This is a genomic window from Burkholderia sp. MBR-1, from assembly GCF_013822785.1.
Classification (GTDB): domain Bacteria; phylum Pseudomonadota; class Gammaproteobacteria; order Burkholderiales; family Burkholderiaceae; genus Burkholderia; species Burkholderia vietnamiensis.
Genome location: NZ_CP053610.1, coordinates 1,990,218 through 2,010,126 on the forward strand (window position 1 = coordinate 1,990,218; position 19,909 = coordinate 2,010,126).

At 68.1% G+C, this 19,909-nt stretch carries 17 protein-coding genes; 11 read left to right on the forward strand and 6 right to left on the reverse strand.

The features are described from left to right. Positions 1 to 195: 195 nt before the first annotated feature. The 4 genes from MBR110_RS23515 (at position 196) to MBR110_RS23530 (ending at position 4,665) form a co-directional block, all read left to right on the forward strand. Positions 196 to 1,677 (forward strand): nitronate monooxygenase, encoded by a 1,482-nt coding sequence (locus MBR110_RS23515; protein WP_176300491.1) that lies wholly within the window; start codon positions 196 to 198, stop codon positions 1,675 to 1,677. Positions 1,678 to 1,746: 69 nt separating this feature from the next. After that, positions 1,747 to 3,216, forward strand: a complete 1,470-nt coding sequence (locus tag MBR110_RS23520; protein WP_181709365.1) for a DEAD/DEAH box helicase — start codon at positions 1,747 to 1,749, stop codon at positions 3,214 to 3,216. A 177-nt stretch (positions 3,217 to 3,393) separates the two neighbouring features. Next, positions 3,394 to 3,582, forward strand: coding sequence for a hypothetical protein (locus tag MBR110_RS23525; RefSeq protein WP_014724274.1), 189 nt, complete (start codon positions 3,394 to 3,396; stop codon positions 3,580 to 3,582). 402 nt (positions 3,583 to 3,984) lie between these two features. After that, positions 3,985 to 4,665: a hypothetical protein gene (locus tag MBR110_RS23530; protein ID WP_011881164.1), complete on the forward strand. Its 681-nt coding sequence runs from the start codon at positions 3,985 to 3,987 to the stop codon at positions 4,663 to 4,665. Positions 4,666 to 4,924: 259 nt separating this feature from the next. Here MBR110_RS23530 and MBR110_RS23535 read toward each other — a convergent pair whose 3' ends face one another. From MBR110_RS23535 to MBR110_RS23555, 5 genes are read right to left on the reverse strand one after another with little or no spacing between them, the layout of a single operon-like run. Further along, on the reverse strand, positions 4,925 to 5,776 hold the full coding sequence (locus MBR110_RS23535) for a carbohydrate ABC transporter permease (protein WP_011881166.1): 852 nt from the start codon (positions 5,774 to 5,776) through the stop codon (positions 4,925 to 4,927). 20 nt (positions 5,777 to 5,796) lie between these two features. Continuing rightward, entirely contained in the window at positions 5,797 to 6,753 is a 957-nt protein-coding gene (locus MBR110_RS23540; RefSeq protein WP_059622416.1) for a carbohydrate ABC transporter permease, read from the reverse strand. A 58-nt stretch (positions 6,754 to 6,811) separates the two neighbouring features. Continuing rightward, complete coding sequence (locus MBR110_RS23545) at positions 6,812 to 8,071, reverse strand: ABC transporter substrate-binding protein (RefSeq protein WP_014724276.1); 1,260 nt, start codon at positions 8,069 to 8,071, stop codon at positions 6,812 to 6,814. Positions 8,072 to 8,129: 58 nt separating this feature from the next. Then, positions 8,130 to 10,109 (reverse strand): beta-galactosidase, encoded by a 1,980-nt coding sequence (locus tag MBR110_RS23550; RefSeq protein ID WP_059622418.1) that lies wholly within the window; start codon positions 10,107 to 10,109, stop codon positions 8,130 to 8,132. A gap of 9 nt (positions 10,110 to 10,118) precedes the next feature. Then, the gene (locus MBR110_RS23555; protein WP_011881170.1) at positions 10,119 to 11,267 is read right to left on the reverse strand and encodes an ABC transporter ATP-binding protein; all 1,149 of its coding nucleotides are present in this window, start codon (positions 11,265 to 11,267) and stop codon (positions 10,119 to 10,121) included. Between the two features lie 190 nt (positions 11,268 to 11,457). On the opposite strand from MBR110_RS23555, the gene MBR110_RS23560 reads away from it, so the two are divergent. Genes MBR110_RS23560 through MBR110_RS23570 form a run of 3 tightly spaced genes read left to right on the forward strand, consistent with a single transcriptional unit; the run spans position 11,458 to position 13,497 of the window. Then, positions 11,458 to 12,492: a LacI family DNA-binding transcriptional regulator gene (locus tag MBR110_RS23560; protein WP_014724278.1), complete on the forward strand. Its 1,035-nt coding sequence runs from the start codon at positions 11,458 to 11,460 to the stop codon at positions 12,490 to 12,492. Between the two features lie 22 nt (positions 12,493 to 12,514). Next, positions 12,515 to 13,120 carry a hypothetical protein gene (locus MBR110_RS23565; protein WP_181709518.1) on the forward strand — a complete coding sequence of 202 codons (606 nt, stop codon included), beginning with the start codon at positions 12,515 to 12,517 and terminating at the stop codon, positions 13,118 to 13,120. Continuing rightward, on the forward strand, positions 13,021 to 13,497 hold the full coding sequence (locus MBR110_RS23570) for an OsmC family protein (RefSeq protein WP_034193745.1): 477 nt from the start codon (positions 13,021 to 13,023) through the stop codon (positions 13,495 to 13,497). The genes MBR110_RS23565 and MBR110_RS23570 overlap by 100 nt, the downstream gene beginning before the upstream one ends. A 92-nt stretch (positions 13,498 to 13,589) precedes the next feature. Here the strand turns inward: MBR110_RS23570 and MBR110_RS23575 are convergent, their stop codons facing one another. After that, positions 13,590 to 14,540, reverse strand: coding sequence for a LysR family transcriptional regulator (locus tag MBR110_RS23575; RefSeq protein WP_014724281.1), 951 nt, complete (start codon positions 14,538 to 14,540; stop codon positions 13,590 to 13,592). A 114-nt stretch (positions 14,541 to 14,654) separates the two neighbouring features. On the opposite strand from MBR110_RS23575, the gene MBR110_RS23580 reads away from it, so the two are divergent. The 4 genes from MBR110_RS23580 (at position 14,655) to MBR110_RS23595 (ending at position 19,903) form a co-directional block, all read left to right on the forward strand. Next, positions 14,655 to 16,406, forward strand: coding sequence for an IlvD/Edd family dehydratase (locus MBR110_RS23580; protein WP_045578345.1), 1,752 nt, complete (start codon positions 14,655 to 14,657; stop codon positions 16,404 to 16,406). A gap of 204 nt (positions 16,407 to 16,610) precedes the next feature. Continuing rightward, positions 16,611 to 17,969, forward strand: a complete 1,359-nt coding sequence (locus MBR110_RS23585) for an MFS transporter (RefSeq protein ID WP_014724282.1) — start codon at positions 16,611 to 16,613, stop codon at positions 17,967 to 17,969. A 50-nt stretch (positions 17,970 to 18,019) separates the two neighbouring features. Continuing rightward, positions 18,020 to 18,949 (forward strand): dihydrodipicolinate synthase family protein, encoded by a 930-nt coding sequence (locus MBR110_RS23590; protein ID WP_059567976.1) that lies wholly within the window; start codon positions 18,020 to 18,022, stop codon positions 18,947 to 18,949. Positions 18,950 to 18,973: 24 nt separating this feature from the next. Next, on the forward strand, positions 18,974 to 19,903 hold the full coding sequence (locus tag MBR110_RS23595; protein ID WP_011881177.1) for a Gfo/Idh/MocA family protein: 930 nt from the start codon (positions 18,974 to 18,976) through the stop codon (positions 19,901 to 19,903). The last annotated feature ends 6 nt before the right edge of the window (positions 19,904 to 19,909 follow it).

A 19,909-nucleotide genomic window follows, 5' to 3' on the forward strand; every position in this document is an offset into this window, starting at 1 on the left:
AGCGGGCCGATGCGCCGCCGCCGCTGTAGCGACGAATATCGGGCAATACCGGTTGCCGCCGCGGCCGAACGGTCGGATATGTCACAATGTGAGCAATTCGATGTGCGGTTCGCCACGCTCCGTTTCGCTGTCGCGCAATGCGCGCCGCGGGCGGTCGGTCGTGGTGCGCCGCCGATCCAGAAAGGAGGACGCTGCATGTCGATTCCGACGCGTGGCGACGGGCTCGACGCCCGCGCCGTAGAGATTCTGCATCGCCCCGTGTGCGACCTGCTCGGCTGTGCCTGGCCGATCGTGCTCGCGGGCATGGGCGGTGTCGCGCGGGCCGAGCTGGCGAGTGCGGTGAGCGCCGCCGGCGGGTTCGGTTTTCTCGGGATGGTGCGTGAGCCGGTCGCGTTGATCCGGCGCGAGGTCGAGCGTGTTCGCGCGGCCACCGCGCAACCGTTCGGCGTGAACCTGATTCCGGCGTCGACGCCGCGCGAACTGCTCGACGCGCAGCTCGATGCATGCATCGAATTGCGGGTGCCGGTCGTCGCGCTGTTCTGGGACGTGATGCCGGACGTCGTGCGGCGCCTGCGCGATGCGGGCGTGCGCGTGGTTCATCAGGTCGGCTCGCTCGACGACGCGCAGGCGGCCGACGCGGCCGGCGCGCACGCGCTGATCGTCCAGGGGCACGAGGCCGGCGGGCATGTGCGCGGCGATCGGCCGCTCGCCGAGCTGTTGCCGCAGGTGGTGCGCGCGACGCGCTTGCCGGTGCTGGCCGCGGGCGGGATCGCCGACGGCGCCGACGTGGCCGCCGCCATGGCGCTCGGCGCGCAGGGCGCGGTGATCGGCACCGCGTTCATCGCGACGCACGAGTCGTTCGCGCATCCATATCACCAGCAGCGGATCGTCGACGCACGCGACGGCGACACGCTGCTGACCGACGTCTTTCACATCAACTGGCCGCGCGGCGCGCGCGTGCGCGTGTTGCCGTCGAGCGTCACGCGCGGCGAGCGCGGCGATCCGTTCGGCGACGCGCGCGTGGTGATCGGCGACGAGGAAGGGCGGCCGATCTATCTGTTCAGCACCGATTCTCCGCTGCGCACGATGACCGGCGATTTCGAGGCGATGGCGCTGTATGCGGGCACGGGCGTCGGCCGCGTCCGGACGATCGAGCCGGCCGGCGACGTGCTGCGCCGGATCGCGCGCGATGCGGCGGCGCGCCTCGGCCAAGGCACCGGCGCGGCGCGCCCGGCCGACGCGGACGCCGACCGCAGCGCGTTGCTGGCCGCGCTCGACGAACTGCTGGAGGCCGAGCGCGCGGGCGCACGCGTCGCGTCGGAGACGGCGGCCGAGATCGACGACGATCCCGACCTGCATCGGCTGATCGCGCATATTCGTCAGGACGAAGCGCACTGGTGCAGCGTGCTGGTGGACGCGATCCGCACGCTCGGCGCCACGCCGACGCGTGCGACCGGCGCGTTCTACCAAAAGGCGATGGCGATCGACGATCTGGGCGAGCGCATGGCGTTCCTGAACCGCGGGCAGCGCTGGGTCGTGCGCAGGCTGCAGGCGCTGCTGCCCACGCTCGCGAACCCGGATCTCCATCACGCGTTGTCGCTGATGCTGGTCGCGCACGAGAAGAACGTCGGCGCGGTCGACATGCGGCTGCGGAAGACGGGCGCGGGCCGCGCGTAGGAATGCGCGCAGCCGCGGGCCGGCGGCGCGGCAACCGCTAGAATTGCGGTTTTAGCCCGGAATACGTCCATGTCCTTCGCCTCGCTTGGCCTGATCGATCCTCTGCTGCGCACTCTGCAGGATCTCAACTACCAGACACCGACGCCGGTGCAGGCCAACGCGATTCCTGCGGTGCTCGGCGGCAAGGACGTGATGGCCGCGGCACAAACCGGCACCGGAAAAACTGCCGGCTTTGCGCTGCCGTTGCTGCAGCGGCTGGTGCAGCATGGCCCGGCGGTGTCGAGCAACCGCGCGCGCGTGCTGGTCCTCGTGCCGACGCGCGAGCTGGCCGAGCAGGTGCTGCAGAGCTTCGTCGAATACGGCAAGGGCCTGGACCTGCGCTTTCTGGCCGCGTACGGCGGCGTCAGCATCAACCCGCAGATGATGAAGCTGCGCAAAGGCGTGGACGTGCTGGTCGCCACGCCGGGCCGTCTGCTGGACCTGAACCGCCAGAACGCGGTGCAGTTCGATCAGGTGGAAACGCTGGTGCTCGACGAAGCCGACCGCATGCTCGACCTCGGCTTTGCCCGCGAGCTCAACGCCGTGTTCGCCGCATTGCCGGCCCGGCGTCAGACCTTGCTGTTCTCCGCGACGTTCACCGACGACATCCGCGCGATGGCGGCGACCATTCTGCGCAACCCCGTCAACATCAGCGTGAGCCCGCCGAACACGACGGCCAGCCGGATCAAGCAGTGGGTGGTGCCGGTGGACAAGCGCAACAAGCCGGAACTGTTCATGCATCTGGTGGCGGAGAACAAGTGGGAGCACGCGCTGGTGTTCGTCAAGACGCGCGCGGGCGTCGATTACCTGGCGGCCATGCTCGACGAGGCCGGCTATGCGGTCGACACCATTCACGGCGATAAGCCGCAGCCGGCGCGTCTGCGCGCGCTCGAGCGCTTCAAGGCGCGCGACGTGCAGATGCTCGTCGCCACCGATGTGGCGGCGCGCGGCCTCGACATCGACGATCTGCCGATGGTGATCAACGTCGATCTGCCGATCGTCGCGCAGGACTATGTGCACCGCATCGGCCGGACTGGGCGCGCGGGCGCGAGCGGCGTCGCGGTGTCGCTCGTGTGCGCGGACGAAGCGCCGCAATTGGCTGCGATCGAGGCGCTGATCGGCAAGACGTTGCGCCGCGAGGAAGAGCCTGGATTCGAAGCCGAGCATCGCGTGCCGGAAACCAGCGCGACGGGCCAGCTCATCAAGAAACCGAAAAAGCCGAAGAAGCCGAAAGTGTTGCAGGCCGCGCCGGCCGCCAAGCCGATGCCGGGCAAGCAGGCGCGGCCGCGGAGTGGGGAAGGGAGCGGCAAGCCGGGGGCGAAGCGCGCGGGCGGCGCGGGTGCGGCAAGCGGGAAAGGCGCGAAAAGCGCGAAAAGCGCGAAAAGCGTGATCAGCGGCAGCCCGTTCAGCGTGCAGAAGCCGCGCGGTAAATCGGGCGGCAAGCCGGGCGGTGGTTCGGGCTCGGCGGGCAAAGCGACGGGTGGGCGCGGCAAAGGCTGAGCCTGTTGCTGATCCTCGCTCGGGCGAAGGCTCGTACGCGTTGCGGCGGGCACATACGGGCGCAAGGTTCTTCCAGGCAGCGGCGGCAAGCCGGCTGGCCGGCCTGCCGTCGAAGTTGCGAACCGGACCATGACAGCTAGACTGGAAGTTCCCCCCATGCAAACCATCGAGGGCCACATGGCGAACATCTACGTGGTTAAAACCGGCGAGCAATTCCTCTGCACCGGCGAGGACGGCGACATCGGCCTCGCGCCCGTGATCGAGGACGCCATGTCCTTTTTGTCCTACGACGAAGCACTCGCGGCGGCGAACGAACACGCCGAACCGGGGTTCGAAATCCTGTCCGTCGATATGACGCGTCGCTGATGCGGATGTCGATGGTGAGCGGCCGGTGACGGCGGTGCGGTGTGGTGTTGTTTGGGCGGGCCACGGTGATGCCCGCTAGCGCAGGCCGTCGAGTGCCCCGGGATGCTACCGATGCGGACGCCAAATTCATGCCGGGACATTCCAGCCGCCACCCAGCGCGCGGACAAGCATGTACCCAGCGAATTGCGATGCGCTATGCCATCGCAGTCGAGTCACGCGCGGCGCGTTTCCGTAGCTGCGCCGAGGTGTATCGCAGAGGCGTGTCGCGCCGTCGGGGATGCTGATACCTCCCGCCGTCCTCGACTGGTGGCACCGCCGCATTAACTTGGTCCGTATGCGTGCATCGCTCTTCAAGCTGCGCTGCAACAGTAAAATAAGTCGCCGCCATCGCTGGGAGGAACAATGATTTTTCATTCGCTTGGTGGCGTTGTATCGAACCTGCGCTCAACGCGCGCCCACTATCAACGATCTAAATTTGGTGATTTCGAAGATGTGGCTAGGGAAGTCGCGCCTTTGATGCTTGCGGCGATCGGCGATGATGCGATGGCGCTAAACAGTGCGATAGCAAATGATTCCGATAGGGCACGCCCGAAGTTGCCTGAAGGGTATTGGATCGAGATGGAGATGGCCGGGAAGCTAATGCGTGGATGGTTTGAGACGGTTCCCTTCAAGGATGGGGATAAAGTTGCAGTTGTCTTTAAAGGCGAGGGCCATCTGGTCGCAGTAAATAATCCCGAGCAGCGGGTTATCGTGTTCGCGCCGGGCCTGCCCGAAGTGTTGAAAAATGGCTTTGGCAAGATGGTTTTCTACATGTTTTTGATAGTGAATACGATACTATTTTTTGGCGCGTTGATATTATTTTCATTCGCGATAAATTCGTGGAATGAACTGCGTTTGGTGATCTGCATGTTGTTTGTGGCGACTATTTCCATCAGCACACTGTTTTTTCTTGCGACCTTAAGGGATGAATTGTTCGGAGTTTTGAGGGCGAAAAAAATCATGAAATTGCTGGGATTATCGGATTTTTATCGTGGAATGAGAGGGGACTCCGATGGTGTAAGAAGTCATGGCTTCCATTACTGACGTAGCATCGGGATGTACGGACAATTTCAAGAATGTGTGTACGGTCGGCCGCAGACATGAGTAGCAATTGGCTAGCGTGGCTTCGTGATAGCGCTCAACAGTTACTCTGGTGTCCTCGGTCGAAAATCGATAACGTTCCCCGGATCGCCAGAAAAAAGCCCGCCGAAGCGGGCAACCTCTCGATGAAGAGGACGAACTCCTGATCTGCGACCGCCACCGCCACCGCGCACCGCCACCGCCACCGCGCACCGCGCCACCCTCACCCCTTCGTCGCCCCGAACGTCAGCCCCGCGACGAAGTGCTTCTGCATCGCGAAGAACATCGCGACCGACGGCAACGCCGCGAGGATCGACCCGGCCGACACGAGGTTCCACGACGTCGTCCATTGCCCCTTCAGCGCCGCGACGCCCGCCGTGATCGGCGCGGCCTCGTCGCCTTGCGTGAGGCACAGCGCCCAGAAGTAGTCGTTCCACACGAACGTGAACACCAGAATCGCGAGCGCAGCCAACGCTGGCCGGATCAACGGCAAAACGATCCGCCAGAACACCGTCCACTCGCCCGCGCCTTCGATGCGCGCTGCCTCGATCAGCTCGAACGGCAGCTGCTTGATGAAGTTGCGCAGAAACAGCGTGCAAAAGCCCGTCTGAAACGCGACGTGAAACAGGATCAGCGCCTCGACCGTATTGAACACCCCGAGCCGCAGCGACAGATCGCGCACCGGAATCATCAGCACCTGCACCGGCACGAAATTTCCCGCGACGAACGTGCCGAACAATGCGGTATTGCCGCGAAACCGATACGTCGCGAGCGCGAAGCCGGCCATCGCCGCGAGCGCGATCGAACCGAGCACCGACGGCACCGTGATCTGCACGCTGTTCCAGAAGTAATGCAGCATCGGCGACGTGGTCAGCGCATCGCGATAGTTCTCGATCATCGAGAAATGCCGCGGCCAGCCCCAGTAGTGGCCTTCGACCAGCTCCTCGGTCGAGCGCACCGACGTGACGAACACGGCGATCATCGGCAGCAGCCAGATCACGAGCGCGACGGGCAGCGACAGCTTGTACAGCCGGCGCGATACCGGCTTCCACTGGGCAACGGGTGTCGGAAACATGATGAGTGAACTCCCGAAAGTCACTGCTCGTTGCGCAGCATGCGGCGCAACTGGAACACGATGTAGACGAGCATGATCGCGAACAGCACGACCGCGATCGACGCGGAATAGCCGAGCCGGTAGTACTTGATCGCCTGGTCGTACATGTAATACGCGAGCACGGTCGAACTCTCGAACGGGCCGCCGCCCGTCATCACCGAGATCAGGTCGAAGCTGCGCAGCGCGCCGATCACCGTGACGACGATCGCCATGAACGTGGTCGGCCGCAACTGCGGCAGCACGACGTGCCACAGCAGCGCGAAGCCACGCGCGCCTTCCATGCGCGCCGCTTCGATCTGCTCGGGGTTCACCGACGTGAGGCCGGTGAGGTACAGGATCATGCAGTACGCGGTCTGCGGCCACAGTGCGGCGAGCACGATGCCGAACGTCGCGTAGCGCGCATCGCCGAGCACCGGAATGCCGTGCCCGGCGATCAGCGCGAGCAGCCCGAAGGTCGGATCGTAGAACCACGAGAAGATCAGCCCGACGACCACGCCCGACAGCACGAACGGCGCGAAGAACAGCGACTTCACGAGCCGGATGCCGGCCACGGCCTGATTCAGGTACAGCGCCAGCGCGAGGCCGAGCGGCGGCGCGAGCATGAACATCGCGAGCCAGATCACGTTGTTGCGCAGCGCGGTGTAGAACGTCGGCGCGTGCAGCAGCTCGGCGTAGTTCGCGAGGCCGACGAAGGTGCGCTCGGTCATCCCGTCCCAGTTGCACAGGCTCAACCACAGCGTCGACAGGATCGGCCAGATCACATAGACGGCCACCATCGCGCAGGCCGGCGCGAGAAACAGCCAGGCGGCGCGCCGCTGCCGCCGCGCGGCAGGCGACGGGCGGCGCGCGGGCAGCGCGGCGCTCGGCCCGCGCGCCGGCGGTGCGGCGGCAGCGCCGGCAGGCGTTCGAACGGATCGGGACGTGGTCGGACTGGACACGGCAAGCCTCCTGAAACAACGGATGCGGCGGCGCGGGGCCGCCGCACGGGTCGCACGGTTACTTCTTGTAGATCCGCTTGCGGGTCTGCTCGAGCTGCGCGAGCACGCTGTCGAGCTGCGCGGGATTCGAGACGAACTGCTGCATCGCCTTCATCCCTTCGTCGGCCATTTCCTTCGTCATGTCGCGATCGTAGAACTGCGCGACGCCGCCCTTGGTGTCGGCGAGGATGCGGAAGCCGATCCGCGAGATCGGATCGGCCGGCTCCGGCGACTTGCTGTTCGCCGACAGCGAGCCGAGCCCTTCCGCGAGCTTCGCGCCCATCTCCGGCGTCTCGACGAACGCGAGGAACGTATGCGCATCGGCCTTGTTCTTCGCCTTGGTCGGGATGTGCAGCGATTCGACCGGGCCGTCCTCGGCGGTCGGCACCTTCGGGTCGATGATGGGGAAGCGGTAATAGCCCATCTCCTGCTTCACGTTCGGCGGAAAGCCCGCCGCGATGAAGGTGCCCATCAGCATCATCGCGGCCTTGCCCTGGAACAGGAACGGCTGCGCGCCGTCGAGATCGTAGGACAGCGCGTTGTCGATGAAGTAGCCCGCGTCGATCAGCGACTTCCACGTCGTGTAGACCTTCTTCACGCGCGCGTCGGTGTACGGCACGTCGCCGGCCATCAGCTGCTGGTGGAACGCGTTGCCGTTCAGGCGCAGGTCCAGATAGTCGAACCAGCCGGCGAGCGTCCATGCGTCGCGGCCGCCCACCGCGATCGGCGTGATGCCGGCCGCCTTCAGCTTCTTGCACGCATCGAGAAACTGGTCCCAGGTCTTCGGCTCGTCGGCGATGCCGACCTTGCCGAACAGGTCCTTGCGATAAAAGAGGCCCCACGAGTAGTAGACGGTCGGCGCCGCGTACTGCTTGCCGTTGTACGACGATGCGCTGCGCGTCGACGCGTACATCGCATCCCAGCCGTTCTTCTTCCAGTCGCCGCTCAGGTCCTCGAACAGCCCGCGCCGCGCGTAGTACGCCATCCGTTCGCCTGCGTGCCAATTGACGACGTCGGGCGCGACGGTGGTGAGCCATGCGGGAAGCTGCACCTTGTACGCTTCCTCGTCGACGTAGGTGGGCTTCACGTCGATGTCCGGATGCGCCTTGTGGAACGCGTCGATGGTCGACTGCCAGACCGCGCGCTGGCTCGCGCCCTTGAACGCGATGTTGATCGTCAGCGTGCCGGCGTCGGCGGGCGCCGCGGCGCCGAGCGAGGCGAACGCGATGGCGGCGGCGCTCGCCAGCCGGGCGGCGACGCGAAGGGGGCGATGTGTCATGTCTGTCTCCATTCCTGTATGTCGTTGTGCGTGACCGGCGCGTGCGCCGGGGGCGATGCTACGGACGGCTTCGATACACGGCGACGCCTTGCGGCTCGACCTGCGCGGCGCCGACCACGAACGCGGACGGCGCCACCGCATCGATCGTGTGCGGTGTGCTGCCGTAGTTGAACACGTAGGTCAGGCCGCCGCGCCGGCTCACGCGCACGTCGTCGCCAAGCGGCGTCGGCGTGAGGCCCGCTTCGGCCGCGACGTCGGCGAACCCGCGCAACGTGGTCGCATCGTCGAACAGCGCGGCCCAATAGTGAAACGCGCCGTGCGACACCCACGCGGGATGGCCGTCGGCGAAGCGCGCGTGCACGACGCTGCGCGCGTCGTCGTGCAGCTCGACGAGGTCGCGCCAGTGGCGCGCGTCGCCGCTCAGCGGCGAGCCGTCGCGCAGCGCGCCGTCGATGCGCTCGGTCACGTTCGGGCGCAGCGATTCGACGCGCCACACGCGCAACGGCAGGAGCGACGCGAGCGGGCCGGGCGGCAGCGCCGGCGGAATCTGCAGGTCGACGGTCTTCGATCCGGTGCGCGGGCCGAACACGGCATGCGCGCCCGAGGCGGCGAGCCGCGCCGCGAAGTCGTCCGGCACGACGGGCAGCGGCGGCACGACGACGAGCCGGTAGCCGTCGAGCGGCGCGTGCGCCGAGACGATGTCGACGTCGAGGCCGAGCGCGCGCAGCGCCGAGTAATACTCGAACGCGAAGCGCGGGTAGTGGAAATCGGCGCCCTGCGGCTGGACTTCGAGCAGCCACTTCGCTTCGTAGTCGAACACGAGCGCGACGGGGGCGCGCACCGCGCCGTCGGCATCGGCGTCGAGCACGGCGGCGATTTCGCCCGCGACCCGCTGCGCTTCGCGGCCGCCTTCGTCGAGCCGATCGTCGGGCGTGTGCAGGCCCGCGTGCATCTGCTCCTGCGCGAACGGCGCCTGGCGCCAGCGGAAATACGACACGCAGCCGGCGCCGTGCGCGAACGCTTCCCAGCTCCAGAGACGCACCATCCCCGGCAGCGGCGCCGGGTTCCAGTGCGCCCAGTTCACCGGGCCCGGCTGCTGCTCCATCACCCAGAACGGCTGCTTCGACATGCCGCGATACAGGTCGTGATTGAACGACGCGAAGTCCGGGTGGCCGGTGCGCAGCCAGCGCGCCTTCACGTCGGGCGCGAACCACAGCTCCTCCAGCGCGCCGAGCGGATAGCTGTCCCAGGTCGCGACGTCGAGGTCGCGCGCGACCGCATAGTGGTCGAACTCGGTGAACAGCTGCATGAAGTTGTGCGCGACGGGGCGGCCCGGCGAATGCGCGCGGATCACGTCGACCTGCATCCGGTGATAGCGCGCCAGCTCGTCGGACGCGAAGCGGCGGTAGTCGAGGCGATGCGACGGATGCGCTTCGGTCACGGTGCCCACCGGCGCATCGACCTCGTCGAAATGCCGGTACTCCATGCTCCAGAACACGGTGCCCCACGCGCGGTTCAGCGCGTCGATCGTGCCGTAGCGCGCCTTCAGCCAGGCGCGAAAGCTCAGGAGCGCCGCCGGCGAATAGCTGACGACGGTCTGGTGGCAGCCGAGCTCGTTGTCGGTCTGCCAGTAGCGCACGGCCGGATGGCGGCCGTAGCGTTCGGCCACCGCGGTGCAGATGCGGCGCGACGCTTCCAGATAGGTCGGCGACGAGAAGTCGTAATGGCGGCGCGAGCCGAACTTGCGCGGCAGGCCGTCGGCGCCGATAGCGAGGATGTCGGGATGACGATCGACGAGCCATTTCGGCGGCGTCGCCGTCGGCGTGCACATCACGATCTCGAGGCCGGCCGCGCCGAGCGCGTCGATCGCGCGGTCGAGCCAGCCCCACGCGTATTCTCCCGGCGACGGCTCGATGCGGCTCCATGCGAACTCGCCGATCCGCACCTGCACGATGCCGAGCGCCTTCATGCGGCGGGCGTCGTCGGCCCACATCGATTCCGGCCAGTGTTCCGGGTAGTAACAGACTCCGAGGCGCATGCCCGATCCTTATGCGTAATGGTGGACGGGAAGGTCGGCGCACGCGGGCACCGCGCGGCCGTCTTCGTTGAACAGATGACACGCGGCGGCCGCTGCGTGCACGTGCACGCGCTCGCCGGCGTGCACGGCCGCGTCGCCGGGCACTTTCGCGATCAGCGGCGCGCCGCCGGGCTGATCGAGATGCACGTAGGTCTGCTCGCCGAGACGCTCGACCAGCGCGACGTCGCGCGCGAGCGTCGTCGCGTCGGGCGCGGCGCCGAGCGTCAGATGTTCGGGGCGGATGCCGAGCGTGACGGCTGCGCCCGGCGCGAGCGCGGAGCCGTCGCGCGGCAGCGTGAACGATTCGCCGGACGCCACGAGCGTGACGTTCGTGCGCCGCGCGTCGCAGGCGACGACGACGGCCGGCAGGAAGTTCATCCGCGGCGAGCCGATGAAGCCGGCGACGAAGCGGCTGGCCGGATGGTGATAGAGGTCGAGCGGCGCGCCGACCTGCGCGATGCTGCCGTGCCGCGCGGTGTCGGCGCCCGTGTGCAGCAGCACGATCTTGTCGGCGAGCGTCATCGCCTCGGTCTGGTCGTGCGTCACGTAGACGACGCTCGCGCGCTCGAACTGGCGATGCAGCTTCGCGATCTCGATGCGCGTCTGGCCGCGCAATGCCGCGTCGAGGTTCGACAGCGGTTCGTCGAACAGGAACACCCCGGGCTCGCGCACGATCGCGCGGCCGATCGCGACGCGCTGCCGCTGTCCGCCGGACAGCGCCTTCGGCTTGCGCTCCAGCAGCGTGTCGAGCTGCAGGATCCGCGCGGCGTCGCGCACCTTGCGGTCGATCTCGGCCTTCGGCACGCGCGCGAGCTTCAGGCCGAACGCCATGTTCTCGTAGACGGTCATGTGCGGAAACAGCGCGTAGCTCTGGAACACCATCGCGACGCCGCGCTCGGCGGCCGGCACGTCGTCGACGCGGCGGCCGTCGATCGACAGCTCGCCGTCGCTCAGATCCTCGAGGCCCGCGATCATCCGCAGCAACGTCGACTTGCCGCAGCCCGACGGGCCCAGGAACACGCAGAACTCGTGCGCGCCGATGTCCAGATCGACGTCGCGTATGACCGGCGCGTGCTCGCCATAAGCCTTCTGCACGCGACGCATCGAGATGCTCGCCATTGTCTCCGCTCCATGTTTTAATGCGCTTCGATCGATGCTTAAGCGCTTAATCATCGCGATCAAAAAAATAGGCGATTGCGATCGCGGCCGAGTCGCGCTCGTCGGTCGAGCGGCAGGGTGTGCGGCGATAGTGCGCTGCTTCGGGTAGCGAAGCAAATACTGGATTCACCTCTCATATAGTGGGCAAATCATGGCGACACTCGACGAAGTGGCGCGTCGCGCCGGCGTGACGGCCGCGACGGTGTCGAACGTGCTGCGCGATCGCGGGCGGGTCGGCGAAGCGACGCGCGCGCGGGTGCTCGAGGCCGTGCAGGCGCTCGGCTACCGGCCGCATCTGGCGGCGCGCGCGCTGGCCGAAGGGCGCGCTCCGACGGTCGCGCTGATGGTGTCGAGCATCGCGAACCCGTTCTATCCGGAGTTCGCGCTGGCGGTCGAGCGCGCGGTGCGGCGCAACGGGCAGTTCCTGATCGTCTGCAACACGAATGAAGATCCGTTGCAGGGGCGCGCGTATCTCGACCAGATCGCCGGCACGATTTCGGAGGGCATTCTGGTGACGAACGCGAACCTGCATCTGCCCGACCTCGCCGACGTCGCGCGCCGCGGCGTGCCGGTCGTGCTGTGTCTGTGGGAGCGGCCCGATGCGCCGCCCGACGGGTTGCCGTGCGTGGCGGTGGATTTCCGCGAGGCGGGGCGGATCGCGACGCGGCATCTGGTCGAGCTCGGGCATCGGGCGATCGGCGTGATCGTCGGCGGCTCGGCGAGCGGCGTGCAGGCGGCGCGCTACGACGGTTTCGTCGACGTGATGCGCGAAGCGGGGCTCGACGCGTCGATCGTCGCGGCCGAGCCCGATTCGATCGAAGGCGGCGTGCGCGCGGCCGGCCGGCTGCTCGATGCGCATCCCGAGTTGACCGCGCTGGTCGCGACCAACGATCTGCCCGCGATCGGCGCGCTGCACGCGGCGGCCGATCGCGGCAGGCGCGTGCCCGACGACCTGTCGATCGTCGGCATCACCGACATCCACCTGGCGCGCGACACGCGGCCGACGCTGACGACGGTCGCGATTCCGACCGCCGAGGCGGCGGCGCTCGCGGTCGAGTTGCTCAATACGTTGCGCGAGGCGGGCGGCCGGATCGACGACGGGTCGCGCGTGCGGATCGCGTCGGCGCCGCGGTTGGTCGTGCGCGGGACGACCGGTGCGGTGCCGGGGATGTGGGGGGATGGGTAGTGGTGGTGGATGGGTGAAGTCGATGGCCAACGCTGAAGCCGAAGCCGAAGCCGAAGCCGAAGCCGAAGCCGAAGCCGAAGCCGAAGCCGAAGCCGATGCCGAAGCCGATGCCGAAGCCGAAGCCGAAGCCGAAGCCGAAGCCGAAGCCGAAGCCGAAGCCGAAGCCGATGCCGATGCCGAAGCCGAAGCCGAAGCCGAAGCCGATGCCGAAGCCGATGCCGAAGCCGATGCCGAAGCCGAAGCCCATGGCCGAAGTCCGAAGTCCGGCGCTCAATGCTCAACGCGCAACGCGCAACGCGCGACGCGCGACGCACGAGTGCCGCGGTATGCCCGCGCTTCGGGCGCTTCGGGAAACGGGCCAGACGGCCAGACCGCGCACGCCATCGGCCCGCTCGCGCTATGGCTGCTCACGAAGCCTAAACCCGCCGTCGTGACCGACCGCGTGACCAATCGCGCACCCGCCCGCCGAATCACCCGCCTTCCGGTGTCACAATGGCGGCCTCACGTTCCGTCACCGAGGAGATCGAAATGGCGCATGGCGAACACAAGTACCGCGTGGCTGTGGAGTGGACCGGCAACCGCGGCAGCGGCACGTCCGGGTATCGCGAATACGGCCGCGATCACGTGATTCGCGCTGGTTCGAAGCCCGACATTCCGGGCTCGTCCGATCCTGCGTTCCGCGGCGACGCGCAGCGCTGGAACCCCGAGGATCTGCTGGTGGCGTCGGCGTCGGCGTGCCACAAGCTCTGGTATCTGCATCTCTGCGCGGAGGCCGGCGTCCGCGTGCTCGCGTATCTCGACGACGCGCACGGAACGATGCTCGACGGCCCCGATCACGGTTGTTTCAGCGAAATCGTGCTGCATCCGCATGTGACGATCCGCGCGGGCGACGATCGCGAGCTGGCGGCGCGTCTGCATCACGATGCGCATGCGAAGTGCTATATCGCGAACTCGGTCGACTTTCCGATCCGCTGCGAACCGGTGATCGAGTCCGCGGCCGCGTAACGCGTAACGCGTAACGGCGGCGCGCGACACGGCAAGCCTGCCACCCGTGCCCGCCGACCCACCCGCCATCCCCGCCAACCCGCTCCCCCACCTCAGAGCGCGACACCATACACGTCGCGCGCCGCTGCCCGAAGCGCATCGGCCATCACCTCGACGGCCGGCGAAGGCAGCCGGTCGGTGCGCGTGATGATCCCGAAATCGTCCATCCGGCAATCCATCTGCAGCGGCAGCACCGACACGATCCCGTGGCGCGCGTAGTACGTGGCGACATCCTCGGCGAGCACCGCGATCATGTCGCTCTGCTCGATCAGCTGCGTGATGAACAGCAGTGCGGCCGTCTCGACCACGTTCACGGGCGGCGCGAGGCTCGCGCGCTGGAACACCAGTTCGAAGCGATGGCGCAGCACGCTGCCGGCCGGCGGCATGACCCACGCGGCGCGCTGCACGTCGGCGAGCGACAGCGGCGCCTGCGCGAGCAGCGGATGGCCCGGCCGCACGACCGCGGCGACGGGCTCGCCGGTCAGCGGCTCGTACCGCAGATGCAGCTTGTCGTGCTCGGCCGACAGCCGGCCCAGCACGATGTCCAGCTTGTCCTGCGCGAGGTGCTCGAGCAGCGCGTTGCTGGTGTCGATCGCGACCGACACGCGCACGTTCGCGTGCGTGCCCTTCACGGCCGCGACGGCCGGCGGCACCAGCCGCAGGCCCGGCGACGTGATCGCGCCCACCGCGACATGCCCGAGATGCCCGGCCTTCAGCGCGGCCAGCTCCTCGCGCGCCTGATCGAGGCTGCCGAGCGCGGCGCGCGCGTGGCGGATCAGCGCGTCGCCGTACAGCGTCGGCCGCATCCCGCGCGGCAGCCGCTCGAACAGCACCGCGCCGATCGACTCCTCGAGCTCGCGCAGCAGCTTCGACGCGGCCGGCTGCGTCATGCTCAGCGCGGCCGCCGCGCGGTGAATGCTGCCTTCGTCGGCGAGCGCGACGACCAGCAGCAACTGGCGCGTCTTCAGGCGATTGCGGTTTCCCCACGGGCTGGCTTCGGTCATCGTACGGGTTTATATCGATATCGGAATCGATATCGTAATCGCCTAAAACGTCATTAGCGAGTTATCAAAATTCTGCCTAGACTGCGCCGGTATCCCGTCACCACAGGACTGACGATGTCGGCAACAAAACCCAGGCTGCGCTCCACCGAATGGTTCGGCACCAATGACAAGAACGGCTTCATGTATCGAAGCTGGATGAAGAACCAGGGCATCCCCGATCACGAGTTCGACGGCCGGCCGATCATCGGCATCTGCAATACGTGGTCCGAACTGACGCCCTGCAACGCCCATTTCCGCAAGCTGGCCGAGCACGTGAAGCGCGGCGTATTCGAAGCGGGCGGCTTTCCGGTCGAGTTCCCGGTGTTCTCGAACGGCGAATCGAACCTGCGGCCGTCCGCGATGCTCACGCGCAATCTTGCATCGATGGACGTCGAAGAGGCCATCCGCGGCAACCCGATCGACGCGGTCGTGCTGCTCGCCGGCTGCGACAAGACCACGCCGGCGCTCCTGATGGGCGCGGCGAGCTGCGACGTGCCGGCGATCGTCGTGTCGGGCGGCCCGATGCTGAACGGCAAGCTGGAAGGCAAGAACATCGGCTCGGGCACGGCCGTGTGGCAACTGCACGAAGCGCTGAAGGCCGGCGAGATCGACCTCCATCACTTCCTGTCGGCCGAAGCCGGGATGTCGCGCTCGGCCGGCACCTGCAACACGATGGGCACCGCGTCGACGATGGCGTGCATGGCCGAGGCGCTCGGCGTCGCGCTGCCGCACAACGCGGCGATTCCGGCCGTCGATTCGCGCCGCTACGTGCTCGCGCACATGTCGGGCATCCGCATCGTCGAGATGGCGCTCGAAGGGCTCGTGCTGTCGAAGGTGCTGACGCGCGCCGCGTTCGAGAACGCGATCCGCGCCAACGCGGCGATCGGCGGCTCGACCAATGCGGTGATCCACCTGAAGGCGATCGCGGGCCGCATCGGCGTGCCGCTGGAGCTCGAGGACTGGATGCGCATCGGCCGCGACACGCCGACGATCGTCGACCTGATGCCGTCCGGGCGCTTCCTGATGGAGGAGTTCTATTACGCGGGCGGCCTGCCGGCCGTGCTGCGCCGGCTCGGCGAAGGCGGGCTGCTGCCGCATCCGGACGCGCTGACGGTCAACGGCAAGTCGCTGTGGGACAACGTGCGCGAAGCGCCGAACTACGACGATGAGGTGATCCGTCCGCTCGACCGGCCGCTGATCGCGGACGGCGGCATCTGCATCCTGCGCGGCAATCTCGCGCCGCGCGGCGCGGTGCTGAAGCCGTCGGCGGCGAGCCCCGAGCTGCTCAAGCATCGCGGTCGCGCGGTGGTGTTCGAGAACCTCGAGCACTACAAGGCGACGATCAACGACGAATCGCTCGACGTGGACGCCAGCTCCGTGATGGTGCTGAAGAACTGCGGGCCGCGCGGGTATCCGGGGATGGCCGAGGTCGGCAACATGGGCCTGCCGCCGAAGCTGCTGCGCCAGGGCGTGAAGGACATGGTGCGGATCTCGGACGCGCGGATGAGCGGCACCGCGTACGGCACGGTCGTGCTGCACGTCGCGCCGGAAGCGGCGGCCGGCGGCCCGCTGGCGGCGGTGCGCAACGGCGACTGGATCGAGCTCGACTGCGAGGCCGGCACGCTGCATCTGGACATTACGGATGACGAACTGCAGCGGCGGCTGTCCGACGTCGATCCGACCGCGGCGCCCGGTGTATCCGCGCAGCTCGGCAAGGGCGGGTATGCGCGGCTTTACATCGATCACGTGATGCAGGCCGACGAGGGCTGCGACCTCGACTTCCTGGTCGGCACGCGCGGCGCGGACGTGCCGAGCCATTCGCATTGAACGGCGGGTGGCGGCGTAGGGATGAGGAGCGCGGTGCGGTCGGGTGGAGATCGGGATATGCGCCGGGTGCGAGCAAAAGCGCCAATGCGGACCGACCGCGAAGCATGGGACGTGCGTAAGCGCTAAAGCGCTAACGCACGTCGACCGCGAAGCATGGGGTCCACGTAGGCGCTGAAGCGCCAACGTGGACCGACAGGAGACAAGATGACGACGCAGTACACGCCCGCGCACCCCGCGGCGGAACAGTCCGATTCGCCGGCAGCCGTCGACGAGCGGCAGCTGACCCGCCTGCTCACGCGCAAGCTGGTGCCGTTCCTCGCGCTGATCTACGTGGTCGCGTACGTCGACCGTACGGTCGTCGGCTTCGCGAAGCTGCACATGAACGCGGCGGTCGGCATCGGCGACGCCGCGTACGGCCTCGGCGCCGGACTCTTCTTCATCGGCTACTTCCTCTGCGAAGTGCCGAGCAACCTCGCACTCGGCCGCTTCGGCGCACGCGTGTGGTTCGCGCGCATCCTCGCGACGTGGGGCGTGATCACGATGGCGATGGCGCTCGTGCAAGGCCCCACCAGCTTCTACGTGCTGCGCTTCCTGCTCGGCGCAGCCGAAGCCGGCCTCTATCCCGGCATCCTGTACTTCCTCACGCAATGGTTCCCGATGCGCGACCGGGCGCGCGTGATCGGCCTGCTCGTCCTCGCGCAGCCGCTCGCCGGCATCGTCACGGGCCCGCTGGCCGGCTGGCTGCTGTCGACGCACGGGCTGTTCGGCCTGTCCGACTGGCAGACGCTGTTCGTCGTCAGCGGCCTGCCGGCCGTGCTGCTCACGTGGCCGACGCTGCGGCTGCTGCCGGAGTCGCCCGCGCACGCGCGCTGGCTGAACGACGTCGAGCGCCGCTGGATCGCGAACCAGCTCGCCGCCGACCGCGACACGTATCGCCCCGATTCGCACCGCAACCCGCTCGCCGCATTGCGCGATCGCCGCGTGCTGCTGCTCGCCGCGCTGTTCCTGCCGTTTCCGCTGTGCATCTACGGGCTGTCGCTGTGGCTGCCGACGATCATCCACGCATTCGGCGCCGGCGATGCCGCCACCGGGCTGCTGTCCGCGGTGCCGTACCTGTTCGCGGTGCTCGGCCTGCTGATCGTGCCGCGCCATTCCGACCGCAAGCGCGAGCGCTACGGACACATCGTCGTCGTATCGGCGGCGGCCGCGCTGACGATGGCTGCGAGCGCATGGGTGCGGCAGCCCGCGCTGCAGCTGGCGTTCATCTGCCTGACCGCGTTCTCGCTCTACTCGATCCAGGCGGTCGTGTGGGCGTTGCCCGGCGAATTCCTGAGCGGCACCAGCGCGGCGGTCGGTATCGCCGCGATCAACTCGCTCGCGAATCTCGGCGGCTACGCGGGGCCGTACGGCATCGGCCTGATCAAGGCGGCGACCGGCAGCCTCGCGGCCGGCCTGTACTTTCTCGCGGCGACGCTGCTGTTCGCGGTGCTGATGACGTTCGTCGTGCGCGCGGCGCTGCGCACGCCCGAACCGGCCGCGCGCGCCTTCGCCCGCGAATCATGAATGGATTGTTTTGCGGCTGACCGCCGCTTCGACCGACGCAGGACCGAACCATGACATCGAGCAGCACGCCGCGCTATCGCGGCATTTTCCCCGTCGTCCCGACGACGTTTACCGACACCGGCGAACTCGACCTCGCGAGCCAGAAGCGCGCGGTCGATTTCATGATCGACGCCGGCTCGGACGGGCTGTGCATCCTCGCGAACTTCTCCGAGCAGTTCGCGATCACCGACGACGAGCGCGACGTGCTCACGCGCACCATCCTCGAACACGTGGCCGGCCGCGTGCCGGTGATCGTCACGACGTCGCACTACGGCACGCAGGTCTGTGCGGCGCGCAGCCTGCGCGCGCAGCAGCTCGGCGCGGCGATGGTGATGGCGATGCCGCCGTATCACGGCGCGACGTTTCGCGTGCCCGAAGCGCAGATCTTCGACTTCTACGCGCGCGTGTCCGATGCGATCGACATCCCGATCATGATCCAGGACGCCCCCGCGAGCGGCACCGTGCTGTCCGCGCCGTTGCTCGCGCGGATGGCGCGCGAGATCGAGCAGGTCGCGTACTTCAAGATCGAAACGCCGGGCGCCGCGAACAAGCTGCGCGAACTGATCCGGCTCGGCGGCGACGCGATCGAAGGGCCGTGGGACGGCGAGGAGGCGATCACGCTGCTCGCCGACCTGCACGCGGGCGCGACCGGCGCGATGACCGGCGGCGGCTTTCCGGACGGCATCCGGCCGATCCTCGAAGCGTTCCGCGCAGGCCGCCACGACGACGCGTTCGCGCATTACCAGACGTGGCTGCCGCTGATCAACCACGAGAACCGCCAGTCCGGAATCCTGACCGCCAAGGCGCTGATGAAGGAAGGCGGCGTGATCGCATGCGAGCGGCCGCGGCATCCGATGCCCGAGCTGCATCCGGACACCCGCGCGGAACTGATCGCGATCGCGCGCCGGCTCGATCCGCTCGTGCTGCGCTGGGCGCACTGACCGAACCGCAAAGGAGAAGCGCAGATGAGCAAGGTGATTTCGCTGGGCGTCGTCGGGATCGGCAAGATCGCACGCGACCAGCATCTGCCGGCGATCGCCGCCGAGCCGGGGTTCGCGCTGACCGCGTGCGCGAGCCGTCATGCGGAAGTCAACGGCGTGCGCAACTATCAGGACCTGCCCGCGTTGCTGGCCGCCGAGCCGGAACTCGACGCGGTGTCGCTGTGCGCGCCGCCGCAGGTGCGCTACGGGCAGGCGCGCGCGGCGCTCGAAGCCGGCAAGCACGTGATGCTCGAGAAGCCGCCGGGCGCGACGCTCGGCGAAGTGGCCGCACTCGACGCGCTCGCGCGCGAGCGCGGCCTCACGCTGTTCGCGACCTGGCACTCGCGCTGCGCGAGCGCCGTCGAACCGGCGCGCGCGTGGCTCGCGACGCGCACGATCCGCGCGGTGCAGGTGCGCTGGAAGGAGGACGTGCGGCGCTGGCATCCGGGCCAGCAATGGATCTGGGAGCCGGGCGGCCTCGGCGTGTTCGACCCCGGCATCAATGCGCTGTCGATCGTCACGCGGATCCTGCCGCGCGAGCTGGTGCTACGCGAGGCGACGCTGTACGTGCCGAGCGACGCGCAGATGCCGATCGCGGCCGAACTCGATTGCGCCGATACGGACGGCGTGCCCGTCCACGCCGAATTCGACTGGCGGCACGGCCCCGTCGAGCAGTGGGAGATCGCGGTCGACACGTCCGACGGCGTGCTCGCGATCAGCCGCGGCGGCGCGCAACTGTCGATCGCCGGCGAGCCGGTCGAGCTCGGGCCGCAGCGTGAATATGCGGCGCTGTATGCGCAGTTCCACGCGCTGATCGCGCGCGGTGCAAGCGACGTCGACGCGCGGCCGTTGCGGCTCGTCGCCGACGCGTTCCTGTTCGGGCGACGCGTCGGCACCGACGCGTTCGGCCGCTGAACCCCT